Origin of the sequence: uncultured Acetobacterium sp., assembly GCF_927416815.1 — a bacterium.
Taxonomy (GTDB): Bacteria; Bacillota; Clostridia; order Eubacteriales; family Eubacteriaceae; genus Acetobacterium.
In genome coordinates this window covers 1-21,094 of sequence record NZ_CAKMJU010000078.1, presented here as the reverse complement: position 1 = coordinate 21,094, position 21,094 = coordinate 1, and the positions used below count along the sequence as shown (strand labels likewise).

Below are 21,094 nucleotides of genomic sequence, written 5' to 3'. Positions count from 1 at the left end.
TTTATAAGCTTAGCAGCAACCACTGCCACAAGAACAGCCACCATTTGAAGCTGCTTTTTGTGTTTTTAGAACCATCTTGATGATATCTTCTCTTGTCATTCCTGCCCATTCAGCAAAATTTGCATTGGATGGATAAGAACCCTTCTGTCTGATCTCACCGTCAACAACAGTAATTGGCAGAACTTCAGTTCCTTCATTGGCAATAGCATCATTAACTTCTTTATTCGTAACAAATGCCATCGGATCACTGGAAAGATTATATCTGATAATTTTTCTGCCTTCTCTTTCTAATTCGTTTAAAAAGGTTGAAACTCTTAAAAGTTCCTGATCAACACCTGGTCCACATACACCGGTAGAACAGCACATTGCAGGCTCATAAATTTCTACTTTATTCATATTCTATTCTCCATTTCATTTTAACTACATCAGTAGATGAACGACTGTTCAGTCATTCATATCACCACTCATTGATATGGTAAACCATGTCAGTTGGCTTGTCAAGTTTCTAACACTTTGTCAAATAAAATTTACGGACAGCGGATGAAATTCCGAACCCATAAACAATCCGCACAAGACGGGGTATTGAAATAGCAGTCGTATTTGGTATCTTCGACCAGGCTACAACCACCGCGGAGATCACAATCAATACAGGATGGGTATTGATTGTTGTACACCGTATTCCAAAAACTTTGGTATTCTTTTCCTTCGATTATCTCTTTCAGAGATTTTTCTTTGACGTTGCCAAAAGAATGTTTGATCACTCTTTTTTTATCCCCAAAAACATATTCATCATAACTGTTTGCCAAGCGATAGCAGGACATCACTTCGCCCCTGGTATCAATATAAATATATCCTTTATCGATAAAGCTGCAACGACGTTCGGTTTTTAGTTCCATATCCGGAATATTTATTTTGATGTCACGATAGGTAAATATTTTTTCTAAATAGGCCTTGCCTTCAGCATTTTCATAGCGGTTGTAAAAAATATCTTTGGTATCTTTCTCATTGATTGGCTGCAAATGAGATAGTGACAGCCGATGAAATCCATAATGCCGCATCATATCCATGATGTCAAACAAGGCTTCAGAATTACTTTTTGTCAGCACATAGGCCACACCAACCTTTGGTGTCGACGAACGGGTTTGTTTATGATATTGCGAGAATATCTCAAAGGTTTTAATAAGCTGATCCTTTACGCCCTGAGTATCTTCATGATACTGATCAGCTGAAAAATACACCTCAGTGAATTTTTCACAGATCAGCCTGGCATTTTCTTCACTCATAATTCCGTTACTGGTTATTAATAATTTGTAATCTTCAAATAACTCGACCGCTTCTTTAAAATGTGGGTACACCGACGGTTCCCCGATTCCCCCGAAAAAAACTTCTTTAAGTGATGGAAACTCTTTTACCTGTTCTCGGATGGACTTAAGTAATTCCAAATCCATATCACCTTCAATGGTATCCCAGGTATGCCGAAAGCACATCTCACAATTCAAATTACATCGATTGGTGAGCTCAATGTATAGCCGTTTAAGTTCCATATTATACCTCTCTTTTTATAAACACTGCCTTTTCAGTTGACAACACCATGCAACAGACACATCTGGTATTTCTGATCCTAATAAGTAACGCCACCTGATTTCTTATTTACACAATCAACGCTGTTATGTTGTGGCAGGTTAATTCACTGTTTTGATAATTATTCAATTTATTTAATTCATCCATTAAAAGTTTTTCTTTAACGAGTTCAGTTTCAAAAATTTCAATTAAAAAGGGATGTTCGCAAAAAACGGACTCTCTTATTTTATAATAAGCAAATTTATTCTGGCGACGACTTTCCAAAAAACCGGCATCGCTCATCAACCTGAGATGCTTTGACAGATTTGATTGCGAAATCCCCAATAGATACTCCAACTCGCAAACACATAATTCTTGGACATACAACAGATTAAGAATCCTTAAGCGATTATTATCTGATAGAATCTTAAGTATTTCAACAACGGTCATTTTTTCACCTCTTGTCACTGTAATTATTTAAAACAACACTTCGGTTATTTTTTAAAAACTCAAACTTCGCACATTAAAAACACCCTAAAACGTTGATGCGAAAGGTTTTTTCTGAAAAACATCCATTCAGGCGCAGGGTTTTAGGCTACTTTTTATCATTGCCGGTAAATTCTGAAAGAACTGCTCGAGCAGAACAACCATCTTTTCTTCACTAAGTTGAAGCTGATCCTGACAAACACTCAGCATCAGCTCAATCAACAGAAGATAAGACTCCTGATAAGTGATATCAGCCAGTTCATCACATGTCCAGTAGAACAGTTCTCCGATGCTGCGCACATCAAGGTTAAAGCGATTTTCCAGTGACAGCATTGTGTAGCGGGTAAAGACAATCGCAACATGAGCCGTCTGGGCATCAAAAGACAGTCCTCTGAAGGATTTTGTCAGTTTCAGATAGGATTTGCATACTTTGAAAAAAACCTCAATTGCCCAGCGTTTTCCGTAAAGGCGAATGATGTCATCTTCGGAAAGAGTGAGATCGGTTGTAATCAGAACCAGGTAATCATTGCGTTTATTTCGGTTTCTGACAAAAACAAGTCTGACCGGTATGGTGATGTCATCTTTTTGAATCGCGGCGTCCACTGAAAGCAGGTATCGTGATCGCCCCCGGCGTTTTTTGCAGGCTGAATAGATGGCTTTGACAGATATCTTTTCGCCATCAAAAAGATAGTGAATTTTGGGTGTCTTCTTTGCCATGGCAATGACGTCAATCCCCGTTTTTTTGACTGCAATCAGGGCGGATGGACTGCAAAACCAGGTGTCAAACAGCACATAGCTGGCACTGATCCCAGATTTCAGGGCAGATCGGATCAGCTCAAGCATCACTTCCGTCGCTTTGCGTCTCGATTGGCTTCGTCGTCTGGCTGCAATGCTACGTTTGTCCAGACTGTTATCAGCCTTGTTCAGAAGATTTTTATCATCGGAAGATGACAACAGTGAACCGGAAACCGGAATGAAGGTGTTCCCGTCAGACCACCCCAGCGTCAACAGGCGAAATCCTTTTGTATAGCGATGCTTCACATGGTCGAAGACGCGGGACAACAGCTCCACCTTTTTCGAGCGGTCTCGCTCAAACAGGGTATCATCAACAATCAGAACATTTTCCCGGGATTCATTGGTAAGACGGGTAAGACTCTGATTGGTCACCCGGGCGGCCAGCAACGTGGTAAATTTCTGCCAATGGATTTTGGGGGAGTTCATGAAGCGATAGATCGTATCTTTTTGAAACTCCGGACAATGGTGATTGGTCACGTAATTCATGTATATCGATCGGTTGGTAAAAATGACGCTCAACAGATATTCAAAAACCGAAATTACTGAAAAACCTTTGATTTTATAAGCGTTGCATGTTTTTAAAAGCAGGCTAACCTGATATTTTTTCAAAAAACGGGTGACAATTTTTAAATTGGAATTCAAGTCTGTGCCGGTTTGTGTTATAATTTTCATAGCATGAGCCTCCAGGTTGTTTGTTTGTTTTTCGTTAATTCAATTATAACAAATCTGGTGTGTTCATGCTATTTTTATGTTTGCAACATCGGATTTACGATGATTTTGCTCGATTATTATGTGCGAAGTTTGAGTTAAAAAATCAAAGCAAAGGGTTGTTTGATTAAGTTGTCTGTTGACAACCCCCAAACAACCCTTACCCTGGTAAAATCTCAATCTTGAATTTTATCTCTGTAAGTATTTTACCCCTGTAATTTTTAAGGAAATTTTTTATTGGTTTTCTGATACAGATAAACCCCTTAATTCTTCTATATTACTGTTGCCGTTTGAGCCTTGGCAAGCAGCTTGAGTATTTCTTCTTCTGAAAGTCCTGCCCAAGTTGCTAATTCGGTGTTGGAAGGGTATCCTTTTTTCTTTTTTACTTCGCCATCCACTATCGTAACTGGAAGCACTTCAACGCCTTCATTAAGAATTAAGTCATTCACAGTTTTGCTGGCTACAAAGGCCATTGGATCTTCGGATAAGCCATATCTGAGAATCTTTCTACCCTCGCCTTGCAAGACATTTAACATGGCCGAAACCCGTAACAACTCAGGATCGACACCTGGTCCACATACACCTGTTGAACAGCACATGGCCGGATCATATATTTCTACTTTATTCATTTGATTCTCCTTCTAAAAGATGAGTCTTTTTAATAAAATCGGTTAGTCCACACTTAATAATCTTGATTAACAGCATCCCGATGCTTGAGCTGAATCCTCAACAACCAGTTTGCCTTCATCGTCTGTTTTTAAAGTAACTGTGTTCGTTTTAATTACAGCTTCACCTTCCATTAAGACGTTAATACCATTTATAACCACCGGTTGATCGTCTTCCTTTTTATTGGTAAATGTAAAATATAGGGATGTTCCACAACAGCCCTCTTGCAGGGATGCCTGGAGTGAATCTTGACCATTTTCTTTCAACATTTCTTCTAATACAACTTTTGCTTCATCTGTAATAATCATTTTGTTTCTCCTCATTGTTTAATTCTAAATTAATTAACCTAGTGCTTCTTATTTGTGAAACAGACATGTTTATTTTTTCCAGGGAATTACCACGTAATTTCCTTTGGTATCCTCAGCAATTCGTTTAATCCATTTTTCTTCATTATTAGCTCTTGCTCGCAAGAATGGATCCTTGGTATCAGTGGCCAATAGGCTGGCATTCATTACCCACCATTTATTCATAATCCCGGCACGCTTTAAGTCTGCCTCTAATCGCAGTGCTTCAAAGACCGGTGTAGCTTCTGGCAGAGCCACAATAACAACTTCCGTTTCGGCCTGATTTTGCAGCCGCGGTAAAAGATTGACGACTGAATCGGGAATATCTGCGTTGGATCGTTCCATTTCTTTATGATAGCTCTCCGTTGAGTTAAGTAGCAGCAAGGTATGACCAGTTGGCGCTGTATCAATCACAACCACTCCATCTGCAGCTTTTTCTACCTGTTCTGCAAAGGCTCTAAATACCGCAATTTCTTGAGTACAAGGAGATTCCAAATCTTCGATAATATAATCAATATCATCTTGACTCATGTTAGCTGCTTTGGCTTTGCCTATGACTTCGTCCCGATACTTTTGTAATTCTTCAGCTTCATCAATATTACTGACGGTGATGTTTTCGCCACCCATGGTTGATGCACTCATATGACCGGCTGGATCGGTGGTAGTCAGGTAAACCTTTTTACCCATTTTTGATAGTCCCAGCGCAATAGCTGCTGCAATGGTCGTTTTACCAACACCACCTTTACCCATGGTAAAGATAACTTTTTTATTTGTATCATACATATCTTTAACCAGTTTTTCCAAACCAGGCATATCACTAATTTCCTGAACTTTTTCAACCTCAATCACATCATCTTCAGTGAATAAGCGGCGAATATTGTCAACGCCAGCAACATTATAGGCACGAAGTGGTAAGGTATAAATATCTAGAGTCTTTAAGCTATTAGGAATTCTCTGAACGGCATCTTTTTGTTTGCCATAAAAAGCTGTGGCAATATCGTCAGTTTTATCAAAATTCTCCAGAGCCCCATTGATAATTAAAATTTGATTTTCAACACCAATTTCTTTTAACTCCTTAGACGCTCTGGCGGCTTCTTGGAGCGGTGATATTTCCGGTCGAGAAACCAAAATCAAGGTCGTCATGTCGCCGTCAGAAAGGGTTTGCACGGCTTTTTCATACATTTTCTTTTGTTCGGTTAAACCGGATAACTGTCCCAGACAGGAAGCGCCGTGGGTACTTTCATCAATAAAGCTGTCCCAAGCTGATGGTAATTGAAGCATTCGGAGGGTATGACCGGTGGGAGCAGTATCAAAGATAATATAATCATACTCTTTGCTCATTTTTTCATCGGTAATAAACCGCGAGAATTCATTAAATGCGGCAATCTCAACGGTGCAGGATCCCGCCAATTGTTCTTCCATACTGGCGATCGCAACATCCGGTAATTTTCCCCGATATGGTCCGACTACCGATTCCTTATACTCTTCTGCTGCCTCGATGGGATCCAAGTTAGCAACCATTAAATTGGGAACGTTCTTAATGGGAACCCCTTGTCCGGTTAATTCTGTTTCGAATACATCTTGTAGATTAGAAGCTGGGTCGGTGCTGACAAGGAATACTTTTTTTCCTTGATCGGCTAGACTCACTGCCGTTGCGCAGGCTGTGGAGGTTTTGCCAACGCCGCCTTTGCCGGTATAAAATAAATATTTAGTTAAATTAACATTATCTGGTGTAAAATTTTTGTACATCATAAGCCTTCTTTCTTACATGATCCTAATTTCATATTTCTTTACATTCATATGATATCTCATTCATGTGACCTTGTCAAGTTTTTTCTGAAACTTAAGATAGCGCTTTAAAGCCGCATTAAAACTTTATTAATTGATTTCCCATGCACATCGTGCAGCGCTTCCATAATGGCTTCGGACAGAGTTGGGTGTGGGTGGATCACATCACCTAATACTTCTGCTGTTAAACCAAGGTGTACAGCCATGGTTAATTCAGTCAAAAGATCGGTCGCCTCAGGACCAATAATCGAAGCGCCAATAATCACATCATGTTCATTTACAATAATTTTAACCTGTCCCTGGATTTTACCAATGATTTGAGCTTTTCCGAGTGATCGAAAATCAAAGCTTCCTGTTTTATAGCTAATGCCCTTTTGCTGGGCTTCTTTTTCAGTTAATCCGACAGCGGCAACTTGCGGGTCGGTATAGACGCATCTGGGTATCGCTTTATGCACACCGGTTTTATTATTCCCCAACATATTTTCAGCAGCAATAATGCCTTCTTTCGATGCGACATGGGCTAAATAAGGTGTACTAATCAGATCTCCTACGGCATAAATGCCTTTGACACTGGTTTCGAGTGACTCATTGACTTCAATCTGACCCTTCGTATCAACTTTAATTCCTAATTCTTCCAGGTTAAGTCCTTTCGAATAGCTCGATCGTCCGATCGACAGCAGCATCAGTTCTGCTTCTAAAAGTTCGCCCTTTTTTAATGTCACTACCACCCCTGAATCCTGAACCTTCACGTCAGTAATAGCATTGGCGGTCAATACCTTTATTTTTTCCCGTTTAAATTGTCGCACGAGTTGTTTCGCGACACTCTCATCCTCGCTACTTAAAATCTGGTCGGCCATTTCCACAATCGTTATCTTCGTTCCCATTTGAGCAAAAAACTGCCCCAGTTCACAGCCAATGACGCCCCCGCCAACAACAATCATCGATTTTGGCGGCGTTTTTAAAGCCAAAGCCTCGATACTAGTAATCACTTTCTTACCATCATAATGAAACATTTCTGGACAGATCGGCACTGAACCGGTTGCTAATAATATTTTATCACTCACCAGGGTTTCAACCCTGCCATCAATGCGCTGAACTTCGACCGTTTTTGAATCGATCAGTTTTCCGATTCCGCGAACCAAATTAATGCCATTCGATTCGAAAAGAAATTCAATTCCCTTAACTAAACCAGATACTATCTTATCTTTTCGTTCAATGATTTGCTTTAGATCCGTAGTTGTGTGGTCATTAAAAACTCCAAATTTTTCGGCTTCTAAAGATGTCGTTAAAACATCTTTAGAAGCCAGCAAAGCCTTAGTCGGAATACACCCGAAATTAAGGCAGGTTCCGCCGACCTCGCTTTTCTCAATAACCGTCACTTCTGCACCTAACTTAGCTGCCATAATAGCAGCTTCATATCCGCCCGGGCCAGCACCAATAATCGTAATTTTCATTGTCTCTCCTTGCATGATGTAATTTAGTCAAAATTAATGAGCACTTTTTAATGTGTGCTATCTCTATTTCCATTCAAATCACTTTTTTATTGCAGTTACTATTTGCTGCATTTATAAAAGCAGCAAATAATTTCCGCGCATTATTATCGGTTTTTAAGAGCTGTTCAGGATGCCATTGAACGGCAATTCCGAAGTCCAAAGCTTTTATTTCAACCGCCTCAATCAGGTCATCGACACTGGTTGCTACAGGCAAAAGTCCCTTAGCCAGATTGCCAATCCCTTGATGATGAATGCTATTTACCAATATTTTGTCTTTTTCTAAAATTCGATAAAGCAAAGTGTTCTTTTCAATATTTATTTCATGTACAGGAATATCAAAGGGTGTCTTTTGAAAATGTTGAAGAGTCATCCCTATTTCCCGAACCCCTAAAATGTCCTGTTTCAAAGTCCCACCTAATGCCACATTAATCAATTGCATTCCCCGACAGATACCAAATACCGGTTTGTTTTCTTTTATAATCGCTTTGAAAAGATTTATTTCTAAGTCATCACGGCGCGGTGAGATCTCATCCGAGCAATTACACAAAGGCTGACCATATAAACTAGGGTTGATATCCTGTCCCCCGGTAAAAAGAAAACCATCGAATTCTTTCGCCAATGTATAGATATCTTTTTTGTTTTTTACAAAGGGCAACAACACCGGTAAACCACCACCTTCAATAATGCCATTCATATACGGTGGGGCGATATAGATTTTGTTCTCGATTGCATTATATTGAGGCAATACCCCAATCATCGGTTTATTTTTCATTTGCGCCCCCCTGATTGCACAGTTCTCACTTTCATCTCACATCTCACATAACTATCAATTCATATGATATATCATTCATATGAATATGTCAACTGTTATTTTTTTGTCTTCTTTCTGTCCCAAATCACGATGATTCGATTTTATTCAACCCAAATTCTACCTGTTAATTATATTGACGAAATTAGGATTAACGTCTATGATAAAAGTAACAACTAAGGATATTATTATTTGATTATAGAAGGAGTGTTTTATGGATATTTTTTTAGATAACGCTGCAACCAGCTTTCCTAAACCGCTGGCAGTACCTGATGCAATTTACGATTATATTGTCAATAATGGCGGAACTTCCGGTCGAGGCTCCTATGAAAAGGCCATTTTAGCTGATGGTCTGGTCTACCAGACCAGAAAAAGCCTGGCCAAACTCTTTAACCACGATGATCCTAAAACAGTGGTTTTTACTTCATCGGTTACTGAATCATTAAACCTTGCCCTTAAAGGCATCTTAAAACCCGGCGATCATGTGGTGACCAGTTCTCTAGAACATAACGCCGTCTGGCGATGCCTAAAAACGCTGGAACGCGATCAGGGGATTCATATTACAGTTGTTCCAGCTACCGAGCAAGGCGAAACTGATATCAAGGATGTGGCAGCGGCTATTACTCCAACTACAAAAATGATCGTTTTCACCCATGCCTCCAATGTGCTAGGCACGATTCAACCAATTGCTGAAATCGGCGCATTGGCTCGAAAGAAAAACATACTTTTTCTGGTTGACGCTGCCCAGACAGCCGGAGTTATTCCGATAGACGTCCAGGAACAAAACATTGACTTACTGGCCTTTACCGGACATAAAAGCCTGCTAGGGCCAATGGGTACCGGCGGCTTGATCGTTAATTGCGATGCCAATATCGATCCCCTCATCTCTGGCGGCACTGGTGGTGATTCGGCCTATGAATACCAACCCGACTATTATCCCAACCATCTCGAAGCCGGTACCTTGAATGTTAGCGGAATTATCGGTCTGGGCGCTGCCCTGGCATTTCTAGAAGCTGAAGGCCTGGAAACAATCCGACATAAAGAAGACACCCTAATGGACTACGCCCTAAGCGCTTTAAGTGCGGTTCCCGGCATTGAAATATATGGCCCCCGGGATTCTTCCAAAACCGTAGGCGTTATTCCCTTTAACATCAAAGATCACGTCCCGGAAGAAATCGCTTTTTATCTGGATCAGGAGTGCCATGTAATGATCCGTTCCGGCTTGCACTGTGCGCCCAGTGCCCATCGTCTGATTGGTACGGTTACCCGAGGAACTTGTCGCATCGGCATCGGCTATTTTAACGAAACCGCTGATATTGATGCCCTGGTTAACGGATTAAAATCATATCAAAAGGAGAATAACTAATGTATTTACCTGTAATCAGTCTTATTTATATTAAGCCCTGTACTACCGGTGGTGGACGGATTAAATTTCGTGCCAAGCTGAGCAATCCGGTGCCAGAGGTCATGCCCTACCTTAATACCGTAATTAAAACTGGACTTTATATTCCAACCGCAAAGACATTTACTTATAAAATTGGTAGCCACATTATCAACATCCATGATAATAAGCTTACTTGCACCCAGTTAACCAATGAAGCTCAATGCCATGAAATGATCGATCATATCCGAGATCTTATCAACGAGACCTGGGAAAATCGCGATAATATCACTCCAAATGAAGAAACCCGCGAACGCCCTAGTGCGATTCAGCTTTACAAACTTCTGCCAAAAAAGCTTGGCTGTAAAGTTTGTGGCCAGGGTTCGTGCATGGGTTTTGCCTCAAAGTTAATCTTAGGCACCTGTCGACTAAACCAGTGCACTCTGATGAAGGAAGCAGAGTATGCACCCAATTATTTAAGCCTGGAAGCACATTTGCAGTTAATGGGTTATGAAACCGACTAAGTACCAGTCTTGAAAAAATTTACACAACGCAAAAGCCAGATCTTCGCATTAAGATGATCTGGCTTTTTTCATTATTTTGATGGTTTATTGTTTTGCCAAAATCTCATCAAAGATTTCGCAGGTTTTAGCAGCCGTTTGATTTACATATTCCATATGTAAATCGGTGATATGACGTGTCGACAAGGGTTTTTCAAGGGCTTTGGCTTCGCCAATGATCTCGGCCACATCGATACTGCCGGCAACTGCGCTACTATATTTTTCGATGGCTCGTTTGGCACAGCATTTTGAACAACCATCTACAGCAATGGTGGGGTATTTTTCGGCAAACTCCCGTTCTCCGCCATCACCAGCAATAAATAACGGCAGACAAAGGGTTGAAACCATCCCGGGTTTGAGTTCTTCCATCATTTTTCGCACAGCTAACCGAGAAATCGTTCCACCCAGACACTCTTCGCCGCTACATGAAATAACGCCAATTCTGTTTCCTAACATCTTAGTTCACCCCTGCTTTTATTTCTTTGATATCTTCAACCATGATTTCTGCCAGTTCTTCGGCATATTTCCAGCCATCGTCTGTGAGATAGGTTCCAGTGCCATGTTCTTCGCCGCGATGGGCTTTGATATAATCTGGCACCTTGTGGCTTTTTACGACGATGCCACCGGTTTCTTCGACACTTTTCTTGGCACAGTATTTGGCACAACCATCCATAGTGATGCAATTTTCACCGTTAATTTTTCCCACTACTTCATCATCTCCGGTAACTACATGAGCCAGACAGAGGGTTTCGCACTCATCGGGACATTTCTCCTCGGTCACCATCAGCACCGATTCCCGGGCCAATAGGCCAAATACTTTACCAATCCCGCTACAGGGTATTACTTTAATCTTAGACATCTATTTCTGCTACCTTTCGCTTCAAAAATTTAAAATAGGCCGGGCAATCATGAAGAAGATCCTGATCTTCTTCGAAATCGCTTAGACGAACTTCCACAAGCCAGCCTTTTTCATAGGGGCTTTCATTGACCTGTTCCGGAGCATCACTTAAACCAGCATTAACCGCAACTACGGTACCGGCTACTGGTGATACAATTTCAAATACTGCTTTGCTGGATTCGATGCTGCCTAAATCGTCAAACTGTTCAAATTCATCGCCGATTTCCGGTGGATCGACATAGAGAATATCTGACAGATTCTGTTGCACATAATCGCTGACACCAACCCTGGCCATATTCCCTGATACTGTCACCCAGCAGTCATTTTCATTGAAATAATAATTGGCTTTTGGCACCTTGAAAATAAACTTACCATGAGAAAAAGTATTATATTCGACCGATTCGGGTTCAACAAATTCCGATTCAACCTGTTCTGCGGCTGAACTATTTATTTTTCCCAGCACTGCCTGAATCACTGCCTGGGTGTCCTGATCTTCCCGGATTTCAACTCCCAGCTTGATATCCAGCGACTTGGCCACCTCGCTGACATTAACTTTTTCTTTGATGGCAAGTTCTAAATCTGCGGCCAGTTTGCTGGCACAGCGGGTATTGCAGCCATCGATCACCGTTAAGCTGCCTGCTTCCAGGGCTTTTTCGTACCGGCTTTTGTTCTGATTTAGTAAAACTGGACAGATCAGCTCGACTTCTTCCGACTTTGCCATTTCCTGAGCAACTCGTCGGGATAGATCCCCGGCGCATTTATCTAATCCATTACAGGGTAAAACACAAAGTGAATCACTCATCGGTTGCAGCCTCTTTTTCTGCCTTACGAATGGCTTTAATCATCTTGGTCGTTTCTGGTTTATCAGGAAATGTAATTGCATCCGGTCCACAGGTTTTACTACAGGCGCGGCAAAAAACAACACAGTTGTTGGGATTTTTCACCTTAAGTTTGGGCTTGGCATTCTCATCCACTTCAAAAACCTGATGGGGACAAAATTCCACACAGTCCATACAATCATTGCATTTCGTAAAATCAATTCGGGGAGACCAATCAATCCGATCCCGTTCCACACCCATAAAAGTTGATTCACTCATGACTATACCTCGAATCCCATTTCTTCGAGTTTATTCTCGACCACTTCAAAGGCTTTTTCGTTGGTCATATCGCGGATGTCCAACATCACTGCATCTTCTTCAATACTAAGTCCCGCATCTTTAAAAGCATCCTTAAACATTTTGCGTTGCATATTCGGGGCACAGGCACCAATGATTACTTTTCGATGTGACTTTAAAAAATCGGCTAAAAAGCGATCGCCATCTTCTTCACAAAGCTGTGGGTGAATAAAGGCGTACTCAACCGGCAACTCAACCCGAACCTGATTGATAAAATCCCAAATGTCCATAGCTTGAAATCCAGGACATTTTCCAGTACAGACACACATAATAAAACCTGGTAATTCTTGACTCATCTCTTCTACCTCTTATATAATATAATTATTTCCTTATGTTTAAAATTATTATACTCCCCCTCGTTTATAGGTGTCAAGAGTAAAGATAAAGATTGCTTTTTTATTATGAACGACTTATGATAATGTCCTAGTGTACCACTTTTGATTATGTCCCAAAATCAAAATTTAGTGTATGATGTAACCTCAGAAAATAAGTATTAAACTTTATTGGAAAGAGGCAAGACAATCAGAAAGGTCAGCTTGAAAATGAATGAAGAATTAAAATATCAGACGATAAAATTACTGGTGGATACAAACGGGAATAAAAAGACAGCAGCATTAAGAATTGGGTGCTCCTTGCGGCACATCAATCGCCTGATTAGTGGCTATCGCAAAACTGGGAAATCTTTTTTTGTTCATGGAAATCAGGGGCGCCAGCCGGCTCATACCGTTGACTCCGAAACAAAACAATTGATTATCGATCTCTACCGGACACGTTACTATGGCACAAACTTCCAGCACTTTCAGGAACTTCTCGGCGAGCATGAAGCGATTCAGGTTTCAATCAGCGTGGTGCGATCGGCACTTGCCTCGGCCTTTATTCTTTCGCCTAAAGCGTGTCGGATTACGAAAAAGAATCTAAAAAAACAATTGGAAGCGATGCAGCAGTCAACCACTTCTAAAAAACAGTCGGCTGCGATCACCGCTTCGATTCTCGCCATTGAGGATGCTCATCCCCGCCGTCCCCGTTGCGCTTTCTTTGGCGAAATGCTGCAAATGGATGCTTCCTTGCATCACTGGTTCGGGGATGAAAAATCCCAGCTCCATATCGCGGTGGATGATGCGACCAACACCATCGTCGGCGCTTATTTCGACCGCCAGGAGACGCTAAATGGTTATTACCACATCCTGCATCAAATCCTCAATAATCACGGGATTCCGTACATGTTCTTCACGGATCGTCGGACTGTTTTTGAGTACAAACAAAAAAAATCACCTTCTCTTGAAGGTGACACCTTTACTCAGTTTGGTTATGCCTGCAAGCAGCTGGGGATTGATATAAAAACCAGCAGTGTTCCCCAGGCGAAAGGCCGAGTTGAGCGGATGTTTCAAACATTACAATCACGCCTGCCCTTTGAATTACAATTGGCAGGCGCAACTACACTTGAGCAGGCAAACGAGTTTTTAAACTCCTACATAAAAAAATTCAATGCACAATTCGCTCTTGCCATTGATCATACCAAGTCTGTCTTCGAATTGCAACCGAATCCTGAAAAAATCAATCTTACCTTGGCCGTTTTAAGTAATCGCAAGGTCGATAATGGTCACTGCATTCGCTTTAACAACCGCTATTTCAGACTTCTCGATGCCAAAGGTCTTCCCGTTTATCATTACAAGGGCACCTCCGGCATGGTGATTCAGGCCTTCGATCAATCCCTGTTCTTTTGTGTTGGAAAAATAGTTTATGTGTTGGACGAAATCCCCAAGCATGAACAAACATCCAAGAACTTCGACTTTGTTCAACCCGTAAAGAAACCGCGAAAACGCTATATTCCACCAATGTCTCATCCTTGGAAACAGGCTTCTTTTGAACGCTACGTTAATAAACAGGCGCATCGTTTTGATCTCCCGGACCTCAACTTTTGATCGTGTTTTGTTCCCATATAGCCCGTTCGATTCCTTCTTAATGCACTCTTTTTTATGAGTGCTTATGTTTTATCTTTTTCGGGACATTTTCAAAAATGCTTGACAGAGTAAAGATAAAGATTGCTTTTTTATAAGCAATTGCTTATAATGTTATTAAATCAATTACTCTTATGATGTTTAATCAATCACCAAATAGAAAAGAGGTCACGGATGAATTCTGACGATGTATCGGTAAAAATATTCAAAGCGCTAGGACATCCCATTCGTTTACAAATCGTAAAAGCACTCCTACTAAAAGCCCAAATAAAACATATAAAATGCCAGTAATAGAATTCCCGAACCCATCACAATTTTCAAAATCGTGCTGAATTTTCCATATCGATCACTGGCCGAAAGCTTTTGCACAAAACCAATGGATGTCCCCGCTGCTAAAACCAAAATACTGTGGCCAAGCGAATAAAGTAGCAAGAGCAGGATTCCCCAAATAAGATTGCCTTCATTGGCAACCATCGCCAATAACACTATCAGCACCGGCGTCGCACAGGGGGAGGAAAAGAACCCACCCAATATACCAGCCAGAAAGGCACCAATATAACCGCGCTTCGTGCTTTTACTTACGGCGTTTGTGGCTGGAATAAAATTAAAAATTTCCCAGGTTTGCAGTGCCATCAGCACCATCAGAACACCCAGTAGAATATACCACCAGGTTCCAGTTCCCTGCATTAATTGACCCAACAGCGAAGCCAAAACCCCCAAAGTCGTAAAGGTGACCGCCATTCCCAGCGAAAATACCAGTGAAAGCTTAAAGGCTTTTTTTGTTTCTCTTTGGGCAGTCCCACCCACATAGCCAATCACGAGTGGCACACTCGATAGTGAACAGGGCGTAAACGCAGTCAGCACTCCGGCAATTAAAGCAAGCAGCGGTGCCAGCCAGATATTGCCGGCAATCATTTCTGAAAGTACACTTAACCCCTGATTAATCATCGCTTCCATTACTGAACACCCATCGCATCAAAGATCATTAAAAAATCGTTTTTGGTCATCCCACCTTCATGGGTCGTAAAGACCAACTCACCAGTATCCTTCGTAACATACTGATTCAGCGAAAAAGCCGAGGGATTTTCGGGATTAAAAGGCTTTCCATCGGCGCCAATAAATACTTGCGTCGGAATCAGACTAATCGGGTAACCCTGAGCCAGCTCCTGATATTTCCAGACATCGACAAACTTGATAATGACCTTTCCCTGATATTCTTCATTCAAGGCTTTTAGAACCGGTGCCATTTCTTTGCAAGGCAGACAGGAATCTGCCCCAAAATCGATAACAATAGGCAAGCCGTAGGATTTGAGTTGGTCAAGATCCAGTTCATCCGTTACATCAAGGGCAAAATCGGGATTGTTGCTGCCCACTGATACGCCTTTCTCTGGTTCTGAATCTTGCGTGTTTTTTAATATCCATAACCCACCAACAACACATACAATTGCAACGGGTATCAAAATTTTTAACCATATATTTTTATTTGCATTCAACATAAATTCCCCCTAAATATTGCTCATTTTTTTATTTATTTAAATAACCGCTTATCACAACATTTATCTACTGCCACCTGTAATGTCACATAATAAATACCTTCTTTTTCTTTAAGCAAATGTTCAATTTTATCAGTGACTAGACAAACCTCAGATAATAGCATATCTTCCGTTTCAATATACGCTTCAAAGCAAACAGTTTTTTCATCAGACATCCTGGTATGAACATGATGATTATTTTTTAGTTTTCTTCTAAAGAACCTTGACGCTTATTTATTCATTTTACAACTGAATAAAAAGATGATTACAGCATTGATCCAATAATTTTTGATTGTCAATATTTCGGGTCTGATCAAAAACTAGATGCGGGTAATCCTCGATATTCTCCAAAATATCATTTAAGATATGTGTCAAAATCATATTGTTTTTTTAGCTGATCAAGCTATTTATAAAAATCAACTAGTCTAAGCGCCGAAAAGTTGCGTAAAACAAAAAAAGCAGCTTGCCAGAGTAAACGCTAGACAATACTGCTGATAAATCAATTCTCCGCACATTCATGATGTCTTAAAATCATAAACCGGAATATTATTTAGAAAATGCACTAATACCCGGTTATCCAGATGGCGCCGCCCCTGATGACTGAGATAGTCAATGGCCTCTAATGCGGTTTTTCCCTTCTTATAAACCCGATTGGTAGTCATCGCGTCATAGACATCGGCGACTGCAATGATTTTCGGTAAAAGTCCCACATAATCTTCGCTGGCGCACAGCGGATAGCCTTTGGCATCGATCCGCTCATGGTGAAAGAGGACTGCCCGTTTGACCTTGAGATTGAATTCGCTAAATTCATTGAGCAGCGAATAACCGTAAAGGGGATGAAGCTGGATGATTTCATATTCCTGGGCGGTTAGGGGTCCCGGTTTGTTTAAGATTGCACCAGGAATATAGATCTTACCGATATCATGCAGAAATCCCGCCTGGGTGGCATTGATGATATCCTGATCTTCTAAACCCATCCACATCGCAATAAACATCGAATAAAAGGCGGTATTAACACTATGAGTAAAGGTATACTCGTCCATTTTTTTAATCTGACCTAGGGCTTTAAGAATGATCGGATTACCTTCGATGCTTTCATACATATGAGCCAGAAACTGGGTCACATGGGTATAGGTGTACTCTTTCTGAAACAACACATTACTGAGGTTGTTTTTCAGTTCCACCAGCATATTGCGGTTGAGCTGTTCACTCATGCTTTCGTTAAGATCACACAGATAATGAGACAGCGAGATTCCAGTTTTATAGCGGCTACTATCATGATGCGTTGTTTGAAGAGCAGCCGGCTCAAACTGTGTATAATTATTAATGTGATCTTCTAGAATTCCCATTTTTTACCCCATTTTTAGTTTATTGATCAACTTTGATGACGCCCAATTTATTCATAACTTCAATGAGCTTATCGGTATCAACCGGTTTGGCAGCATAGGCTTCACAGCCTAAATCAAAGGCGGTATTGACAAACTCGGTATCGGCCAGTGCGGTGATAATAATAATCTTCACCCGGTTTTCGGGAAGAATCGCCCGTTGCACTTCAAAATCTCGGATCGCTTTAAGCACCTTCACCCCATCGACCTTTGGCATCATAATATCCAGACAGATAAGGTCATAGGGGTCTTCTTCTTTAATTGCGATGAGATAAGCATCCAGAGCCTCCATCCCATCCACCACGATATCACATTCACCATATTGGGCTAAAAATTTCCCCAAAAAACGTCGACTTACCATGTCATCTTCTACAATCAGTATTTTCATTTTCATTCCTACCCTTCATTTGCTTTCTCTTTTTATGACCTTTTCTTACGAAATATTTATTATACCGTTTTTTTGTACACCGCATAAACATGATTAATCTGATTGACCTTCTCGGTTGCGGCCTGAAAATTTCCCCGTCTGACATCCAATTCAATTTTGAAGGCAACTACCTTTAAATCTTCAATGTCCAGAGCAATGGAAAGTTTTTTGATCTGATTGGCCAACTTTTCGAGGTCTTTTAGTTTTTTTGCTGCCACCTGATCGTTTAATTCCTTGATCAGCGCGGATAGTTGATCTTCCTTTTCCGCATCATATACCTTTTCACTCAGACAATCGGAAGGATTCTTTTCCTTAATCACGATTTCCCCATTAGCGTCGATATGCATTTTGAAATCTCCAGTTTGCAATGCTTCTAGCTTCCGGTTGATGCATTTTTCAATTTCCTCCACTAGTTTCTCCACCTTAATCGGTTTGGAGATATAGCCATCCATTCCCTGCGATAAAAACTTTTCCCGATCACCATGAAGCGCGTGGGCAGTAATAGCTAAAACCGGGGTATCCTGATTGATTTCGCGGATCAGTTTCGTGGCTTCAATGCCATCCATTTCGGGCATCTGAATATCCATCAGAATAATGTCATAGCTATTTTGCTTAACCATTGCCACTGCCTCATAGCCGTTAGTGGCAATGTCCACCCGATAACCGCATTCGTTAAGCATCCGGTCAATAACCAGTTGATTGACCTTGTCGTCTTCAGTCAGAAGGATTTTATATTGCTGATTGATCTTAAAATAGTCCGGCTGCTTCTCTGCTTGCAGCTCTTTTGCGCCACTTGGTTCAAAGCTGAGCTGGAAATAGAACCGACTACCGACCCCTTCCCTGCTTTCTACCCAAATTTGCCCACCCATAAGTTCCACCAATTGCTTAGTTATAGCAAGTCCCAGACCAGTTCCTCCGACTCTCCGGGTGTAAGAACCGTCGACCTGACTAAAGCTTTCAAAAATCCGCTGGCGGTTTTCCTCGGCAATACCAATGCCGGTGTCTTCCACCACAAAAAGCAGGTCAACCTGATTATCTGTTATAGCTAGGCTCCTAACCTTAATCCAAACCTCGCCAACATCTGTAAATTTAATAGCGTTACTGATCAGGTTGTTGAGGATCTGCTGAATCCGATGGAAATCCGCCATCACATATTGGGGCACCGCAGCTGAAAACGCGTAGTTGAGTTCGATCCCCTTGCCAGCTGCCACTGGCGACTGGGCTTTGATGGTGTGTTCCACCAGGGCTTTAATATCACAGTTTTTCTTTTTAATCTCCAATTTTCCGGCTTCCATTTTTGAAAAATCAAGGATGTCATTAATCACGTTTAGCAACGCATTGACGCAGGTCTTGATAATTTTAATATTCTCCTGCTGCTCCTGATTCAAATTGGATAAACGCATGAGATTAACCATCCCGACAATACCATTTAAGGGAGTTCTGATTTCATGGCTCATATTGGCCAGAAACTCACTTTTAGCCTGATTAGCAGTTTCCGCTTCTTCTTTAGCCAATTTTAAGGCCTGTTCCACCGCTAGTCGCTCACTGATATCCCTGACAATGGTAATAGCTACTTTTTTTTCGTTTAAATAGCAGTGACTGCACAATACCTCGACCGGTAGGGTTGACCCATCCTTTCGTTTGGCCAGGGTTTTGATGGCAATCTGATCTTTTTCCAGCAACTCATGACAATATTTTTTGCCGACCTCAGATGTGTCAAGTAATTTAAAAACCGGATCTTCAAACCCGAAAAACTCTTCATAAGTGTAGTGAAACATATCCCCGGCCGTCTGATTGACTTCTATGAGTCGGCCATGGCAACCATCGATTTTTGTTTCCTGAACAAAAATCGCATCGGCTGAATTATGAAATACCTGACGAAATTTTTCTTCACTGTCAATCAAGGCATTTTCAGAGTTTTTTCGTTCAGAGATGTCCCGGATAATACAGATAATTAACCGTTTTTCACTCATTTTTACCGCTTTGGCGCTGACCTCAACCGGAAACTGTCTACCATCTTTGCGCTTATGAAGGGTTTCAAAAAATACGCCATCCTTATCGCCATGTTCCATTTCTTCAATTGCGATCGACTTTCCGCCTTCGATTAAATCAAAGACTGAAAGTTTAAGTAGTTCTCCCCGTTTATAACCGTACAGCTCCACGGCGGCATTGTTGGCATCAATTATTTTCCCGTTGCTTTCAACAAAAAGAATGGTATCACGAACCTTTTCGGCCAGCATCTTATAGCGAATCAAGCCTTCTTCGAGGTTTTTCCGATCAGTAATGTCAATACCAATGCCGATATAACCACCATAACTACCATCTTCTTCAAAAGACGGACTGTAGATACCCTCAATCCATCGGTACTTGCCGCTAGCATGTCGAATGCGATATTGGATACTGAAGGGTCTTTTGCTGCGGAAGGCCTGGTTCTTCATTTTTTGATATATTTTTCGATCCTCCGGATGAATCAGATCAAGCCACTTGATTCCCAGATAGTCTTCATTTAGCTTGCCGGTAAATAGCGACCAGCTGCGATTGAAGTAAACCACATTTCCTTCCAGATCCGTTTTCCAGATCAGGGTGGGAAAGTTTTCAAACATCCGGTAATAATAATCCCGGGACTGTTCCAGTGACAGCTCTCTGTTTTTTCGCTCGGTAATATCGACAAAGGTCACCATTGCATTTCTTTTATCTTCTCGAATCAACGGGGCAATGCTAACCCGAAACCAATAATCATTTTCCTCATCATCGACAAAAATGCTTTTCTTGAATTCAATTTTAATCGGTTCATCTTCGCATTCCAGAATCTTAATAACCGCATTTCTCAGTTCGCAGAACTCACAGCTTGGGTCAAAACCGCAACCTAGTTTATTTAAACGGCTGCTCTTGCATTGGACCGCATCGCCAAATTGCTTTCCAATAAAGTCTGTCCTTTTTCGGTTGAAATAGTTCAGCAATGGACGATTGACTTTGGTGACCTTTGCATTTTCATCTATCATCACCACACCAACTGATATGGCATCAAACGCTTTGATGCAATTCTCTTCAGTATTCAATCCCTTCTCCTTTAGCATGTTGTTGCTCTCTTTTTGAATGTGCTCGTTAATTCAAAACTACCGGGATTCCG

The 21,094-nt window shown here is 41.2% G+C and carries 23 protein-coding genes; 3 read left to right on the top strand and 20 right to left on the bottom strand.

The features are described 5' to 3' along the window. Window positions 1-9: 9 nt before the first annotated feature. The 9 genes from arsD (QZ998_RS11355) to QZ998_RS11315 all read right to left on the bottom strand — a co-directional run bounded on the left by arsD (QZ998_RS11355) (window position 10) and on the right by QZ998_RS11315 (window position 8,612). Complete coding sequence (gene arsD / locus QZ998_RS11355) at window positions 10-396, bottom strand: arsenite efflux transporter metallochaperone ArsD (RefSeq protein WP_296560692.1); 387 nt, start codon at window positions 394-396, stop codon at window positions 10-12. A 131-nt stretch (window positions 397-527) separates the two neighbouring features. Continuing rightward, entirely contained in the window at window positions 528-1,544 is a 1,017-nt protein-coding gene (locus QZ998_RS11350; RefSeq protein WP_296560690.1) for a radical SAM protein, read from the bottom strand. A gap of 106 nt (window positions 1,545-1,650) precedes the next feature. After that, on the bottom strand, window positions 1,651-2,010 hold the full coding sequence (locus QZ998_RS11345) for a metalloregulator ArsR/SmtB family transcription factor (protein WP_296560688.1): 360 nt from the start codon (window positions 2,008-2,010) through the stop codon (window positions 1,651-1,653). Window positions 2,011-2,136: 126 nt separating this feature from the next. Then, window positions 2,137-3,513 carry a transposase gene (locus tag QZ998_RS11340; protein WP_296560687.1) on the bottom strand — a complete coding sequence of 459 codons (1,377 nt, stop codon included), beginning with the start codon at window positions 3,511-3,513 and terminating at the stop codon, window positions 2,137-2,139. Window positions 3,514-3,821: 308 nt separating this feature from the next. After that, window positions 3,822-4,178: an arsenite efflux transporter metallochaperone ArsD gene (gene arsD / locus QZ998_RS11335; protein WP_296560685.1), complete on the bottom strand. Its 357-nt coding sequence runs from the start codon at window positions 4,176-4,178 to the stop codon at window positions 3,822-3,824. 66 nt (window positions 4,179-4,244) lie between these two features. After that, entirely contained in the window at window positions 4,245-4,523 is a 279-nt protein-coding gene (locus QZ998_RS11330; RefSeq protein ID WP_296560683.1) for a hypothetical protein, read from the bottom strand. Between the two features lie 69 nt (window positions 4,524-4,592). Continuing rightward, window positions 4,593-6,308, bottom strand: coding sequence for an arsenical pump-driving ATPase (gene arsA / locus QZ998_RS11325; protein ID WP_296560679.1), 1,716 nt, complete (start codon window positions 6,306-6,308; stop codon window positions 4,593-4,595). 107 nt (window positions 6,309-6,415) lie between these two features. After that, window positions 6,416-7,801 carry a dihydrolipoyl dehydrogenase gene (gene lpdA / locus QZ998_RS11320; protein ID WP_296560677.1) on the bottom strand — a complete coding sequence of 462 codons (1,386 nt, stop codon included), beginning with the start codon at window positions 7,799-7,801 and terminating at the stop codon, window positions 6,416-6,418. Between the two features lie 73 nt (window positions 7,802-7,874). After that, on the bottom strand, window positions 7,875-8,612 hold the full coding sequence (locus QZ998_RS11315) for a gamma-glutamyl-gamma-aminobutyrate hydrolase family protein (protein ID WP_296560674.1): 738 nt from the start codon (window positions 8,610-8,612) through the stop codon (window positions 7,875-7,877). Window positions 8,613-8,862: 250 nt separating this feature from the next. On the opposite strand from QZ998_RS11315, the gene QZ998_RS11310 reads away from it, so the two are divergent. Continuing rightward, on the top strand, window positions 8,863-10,014 hold the full coding sequence (locus tag QZ998_RS11310; protein WP_296560673.1) for a cysteine desulfurase: 1,152 nt from the start codon (window positions 8,863-8,865) through the stop codon (window positions 10,012-10,014). Next, a complete protein-coding gene (locus QZ998_RS11305) occupies window positions 10,014-10,553 on the top strand; it encodes a (Fe-S)-binding protein (RefSeq protein WP_296560671.1) in 540 nt (179 codons plus the stop codon). Before QZ998_RS11310 ends, QZ998_RS11305 begins: the two co-directional genes overlap by 1 nt. An 84-nt stretch (window positions 10,554-10,637) precedes the next feature. Here QZ998_RS11305 and QZ998_RS11300 read toward each other — a convergent pair whose 3' ends face one another. From QZ998_RS11300 to QZ998_RS11280, 5 genes are read right to left on the bottom strand one after another with little or no spacing between them, the layout of a single operon-like run. Beyond that, window positions 10,638-11,045, bottom strand: coding sequence for a putative zinc-binding protein (locus QZ998_RS11300; protein WP_296560669.1), 408 nt, complete (start codon window positions 11,043-11,045; stop codon window positions 10,638-10,640). Between the two features lies 1 nt (window position 11,046). Continuing rightward, on the bottom strand, window positions 11,047-11,448 hold the full coding sequence (locus QZ998_RS11295) for a putative zinc-binding protein (RefSeq protein WP_296560667.1): 402 nt from the start codon (window positions 11,446-11,448) through the stop codon (window positions 11,047-11,049). Continuing rightward, entirely contained in the window at window positions 11,441-12,289 is an 849-nt protein-coding gene (gcvH, locus tag QZ998_RS11290; protein WP_296560665.1) for a glycine cleavage system protein GcvH, read from the bottom strand. Before gcvH ends, QZ998_RS11295 begins: the two co-directional genes overlap by 8 nt. Continuing rightward, window positions 12,282-12,584, bottom strand: coding sequence for a 4Fe-4S dicluster domain-containing protein (locus QZ998_RS11285; RefSeq protein ID WP_026394308.1), 303 nt, complete (start codon window positions 12,582-12,584; stop codon window positions 12,282-12,284). Before QZ998_RS11285 ends, gcvH begins: the two co-directional genes overlap by 8 nt. Window positions 12,585-12,586: 2 nt before the next feature. Next, window positions 12,587-12,958, bottom strand: coding sequence for a hypothetical protein (locus tag QZ998_RS11280; RefSeq protein WP_296560662.1), 372 nt, complete (start codon window positions 12,956-12,958; stop codon window positions 12,587-12,589). Between the two features lie 246 nt (window positions 12,959-13,204). Between QZ998_RS11280 and QZ998_RS11275 the strand changes: the two genes are divergently transcribed. Next, window positions 13,205-14,584 (top strand): ISNCY family transposase, encoded by a 1,380-nt coding sequence (locus QZ998_RS11275; protein ID WP_296560660.1) that lies wholly within the window; start codon window positions 13,205-13,207, stop codon window positions 14,582-14,584. 291 nt (window positions 14,585-14,875) lie between these two features. Here the strand turns inward: QZ998_RS11275 and QZ998_RS11270 are convergent, their stop codons facing one another. From QZ998_RS11270 to QZ998_RS11245, 6 genes are all read right to left on the bottom strand, one after another. Beyond that, a complete protein-coding gene (locus QZ998_RS11270; protein ID WP_296560658.1) occupies window positions 14,876-15,577 on the bottom strand; it encodes a cytochrome c biogenesis protein CcdA in 702 nt (233 codons plus the stop codon). Further along, window positions 15,577-16,116 carry a thioredoxin family protein gene (locus QZ998_RS11265; protein ID WP_296560656.1) on the bottom strand — a complete coding sequence of 180 codons (540 nt, stop codon included), beginning with the start codon at window positions 16,114-16,116 and terminating at the stop codon, window positions 15,577-15,579. The genes QZ998_RS11270 and QZ998_RS11265 overlap by 1 nt, the downstream gene beginning before the upstream one ends. A gap of 32 nt (window positions 16,117-16,148) precedes the next feature. Further along, a complete protein-coding gene (locus tag QZ998_RS11260; protein WP_296560654.1) occupies window positions 16,149-16,328 on the bottom strand; it encodes a hypothetical protein in 180 nt (59 codons plus the stop codon). A 339-nt stretch (window positions 16,329-16,667) separates the two neighbouring features. Beyond that, window positions 16,668-17,501, bottom strand: a complete 834-nt coding sequence (locus QZ998_RS11255; RefSeq protein WP_296560652.1) for an HD-GYP domain-containing protein — start codon at window positions 17,499-17,501, stop codon at window positions 16,668-16,670. 19 nt (window positions 17,502-17,520) lie between these two features. Beyond that, window positions 17,521-17,925 (bottom strand): response regulator, encoded by a 405-nt coding sequence (locus tag QZ998_RS11250; protein ID WP_296560730.1) that lies wholly within the window; start codon window positions 17,923-17,925, stop codon window positions 17,521-17,523. Window positions 17,926-17,984: 59 nt separating this feature from the next. Continuing rightward, window positions 17,985-21,023 carry a PAS domain S-box protein gene (locus QZ998_RS11245; protein ID WP_296560650.1) on the bottom strand — a complete coding sequence of 1,013 codons (3,039 nt, stop codon included), beginning with the start codon at window positions 21,021-21,023 and terminating at the stop codon, window positions 17,985-17,987. Between the last annotated feature and the right edge of the window lie 71 nt (window positions 21,024-21,094).

Bases quoted from the DNA above. Each gene is read 5' to 3' on its own strand.
- QZ998_RS11345 (WP_296560688.1), bottom strand. From the start codon at position 2,010: ATGACCGTTGTTGAAATACTTAAGATTCTATCAGATAATAATCGCTTA.
- QZ998_RS11270 (WP_296560658.1), bottom strand. From the start codon at position 15,577: ATGGAAGCGATGATTAATCAGGGGTTAAGTGTACTTTCAGAAATGATT.
- QZ998_RS11260 (WP_296560654.1), bottom strand. From the start codon at position 16,328: ATGTCTGATGAAAAAACTGTTTGCTTTGAAGCGTATATTGAAACGGAA.
- gcvH (WP_296560665.1), bottom strand. From the start codon at position 12,289: ATGAGTGATTCACTTTGTGTTTTACCCTGTAATGGATTAGATAAATGC.
- QZ998_RS11310 (WP_296560673.1), top strand. From the start codon at position 8,863: ATGGATATTTTTTTAGATAACGCTGCAACCAGCTTTCCTAAACCGCTG.
- QZ998_RS11285 (WP_026394308.1), bottom strand. From the start codon at position 12,584: ATGAGTGAATCAACTTTTATGGGTGTGGAACGGGATCGGATTGATTGG.
- QZ998_RS11300 (WP_296560669.1), bottom strand. From the start codon at position 11,045: ATGTTAGGAAACAGAATTGGCGTTATTTCATGTAGCGGCGAAGAGTGT.
- arsD (WP_296560685.1), bottom strand. From the start codon at position 4,178: ATGAATAAAGTAGAAATATATGATCCGGCCATGTGCTGTTCAACAGGT.
- QZ998_RS11315 (WP_296560674.1), bottom strand. From the start codon at position 8,612: ATGAAAAATAAACCGATGATTGGGGTATTGCCTCAATATAATGCAATC.
- arsA (WP_296560679.1), bottom strand. From the start codon at position 6,308: ATGTACAAAAATTTTACACCAGATAATGTTAATTTAACTAAATATTTA.
- QZ998_RS11350 (WP_296560690.1), bottom strand. From the start codon at position 1,544: ATGGAACTTAAACGGCTATACATTGAGCTCACCAATCGATGTAATTTG.
- QZ998_RS11280 (WP_296560662.1), bottom strand. From the start codon at position 12,958: ATGAGTCAAGAATTACCAGGTTTTATTATGTGTGTCTGTACTGGAAAA.
- QZ998_RS11340 (WP_296560687.1), bottom strand. From the start codon at position 3,513: ATGAAAATTATAACACAAACCGGCACAGACTTGAATTCCAATTTAAAA.
- QZ998_RS11295 (WP_296560667.1), bottom strand. From the start codon at position 11,448: ATGTCTAAGATTAAAGTAATACCCTGTAGCGGGATTGGTAAAGTATTT.
- QZ998_RS11255 (WP_296560652.1), bottom strand. From the start codon at position 17,501: ATGGGAATTCTAGAAGATCACATTAATAATTATACACAGTTTGAGCCG.
- lpdA (WP_296560677.1), bottom strand. From the start codon at position 7,801: ATGAAAATTACGATTATTGGTGCTGGCCCGGGCGGATATGAAGCTGCT.
- QZ998_RS11305 (WP_296560671.1), top strand. From the start codon at position 10,014: ATGTATTTACCTGTAATCAGTCTTATTTATATTAAGCCCTGTACTACC.
- QZ998_RS11275 (WP_296560660.1), top strand. From the start codon at position 13,205: ATGAATGAAGAATTAAAATATCAGACGATAAAATTACTGGTGGATACA.
- QZ998_RS11330 (WP_296560683.1), bottom strand. From the start codon at position 4,523: ATGATTATTACAGATGAAGCAAAAGTTGTATTAGAAGAAATGTTGAAA.
- QZ998_RS11250 (WP_296560730.1), bottom strand. From the start codon at position 17,925: ATGAAAATACTGATTGTAGAAGATGACATGGTAAGTCGACGTTTTTTG.
- arsD (WP_296560692.1), bottom strand. From the start codon at position 396: ATGAATAAAGTAGAAATTTATGAGCCTGCAATGTGCTGTTCTACCGGT.
- QZ998_RS11265 (WP_296560656.1), bottom strand. From the start codon at position 16,116: ATGTTGAATGCAAATAAAAATATATGGTTAAAAATTTTGATACCCGTT.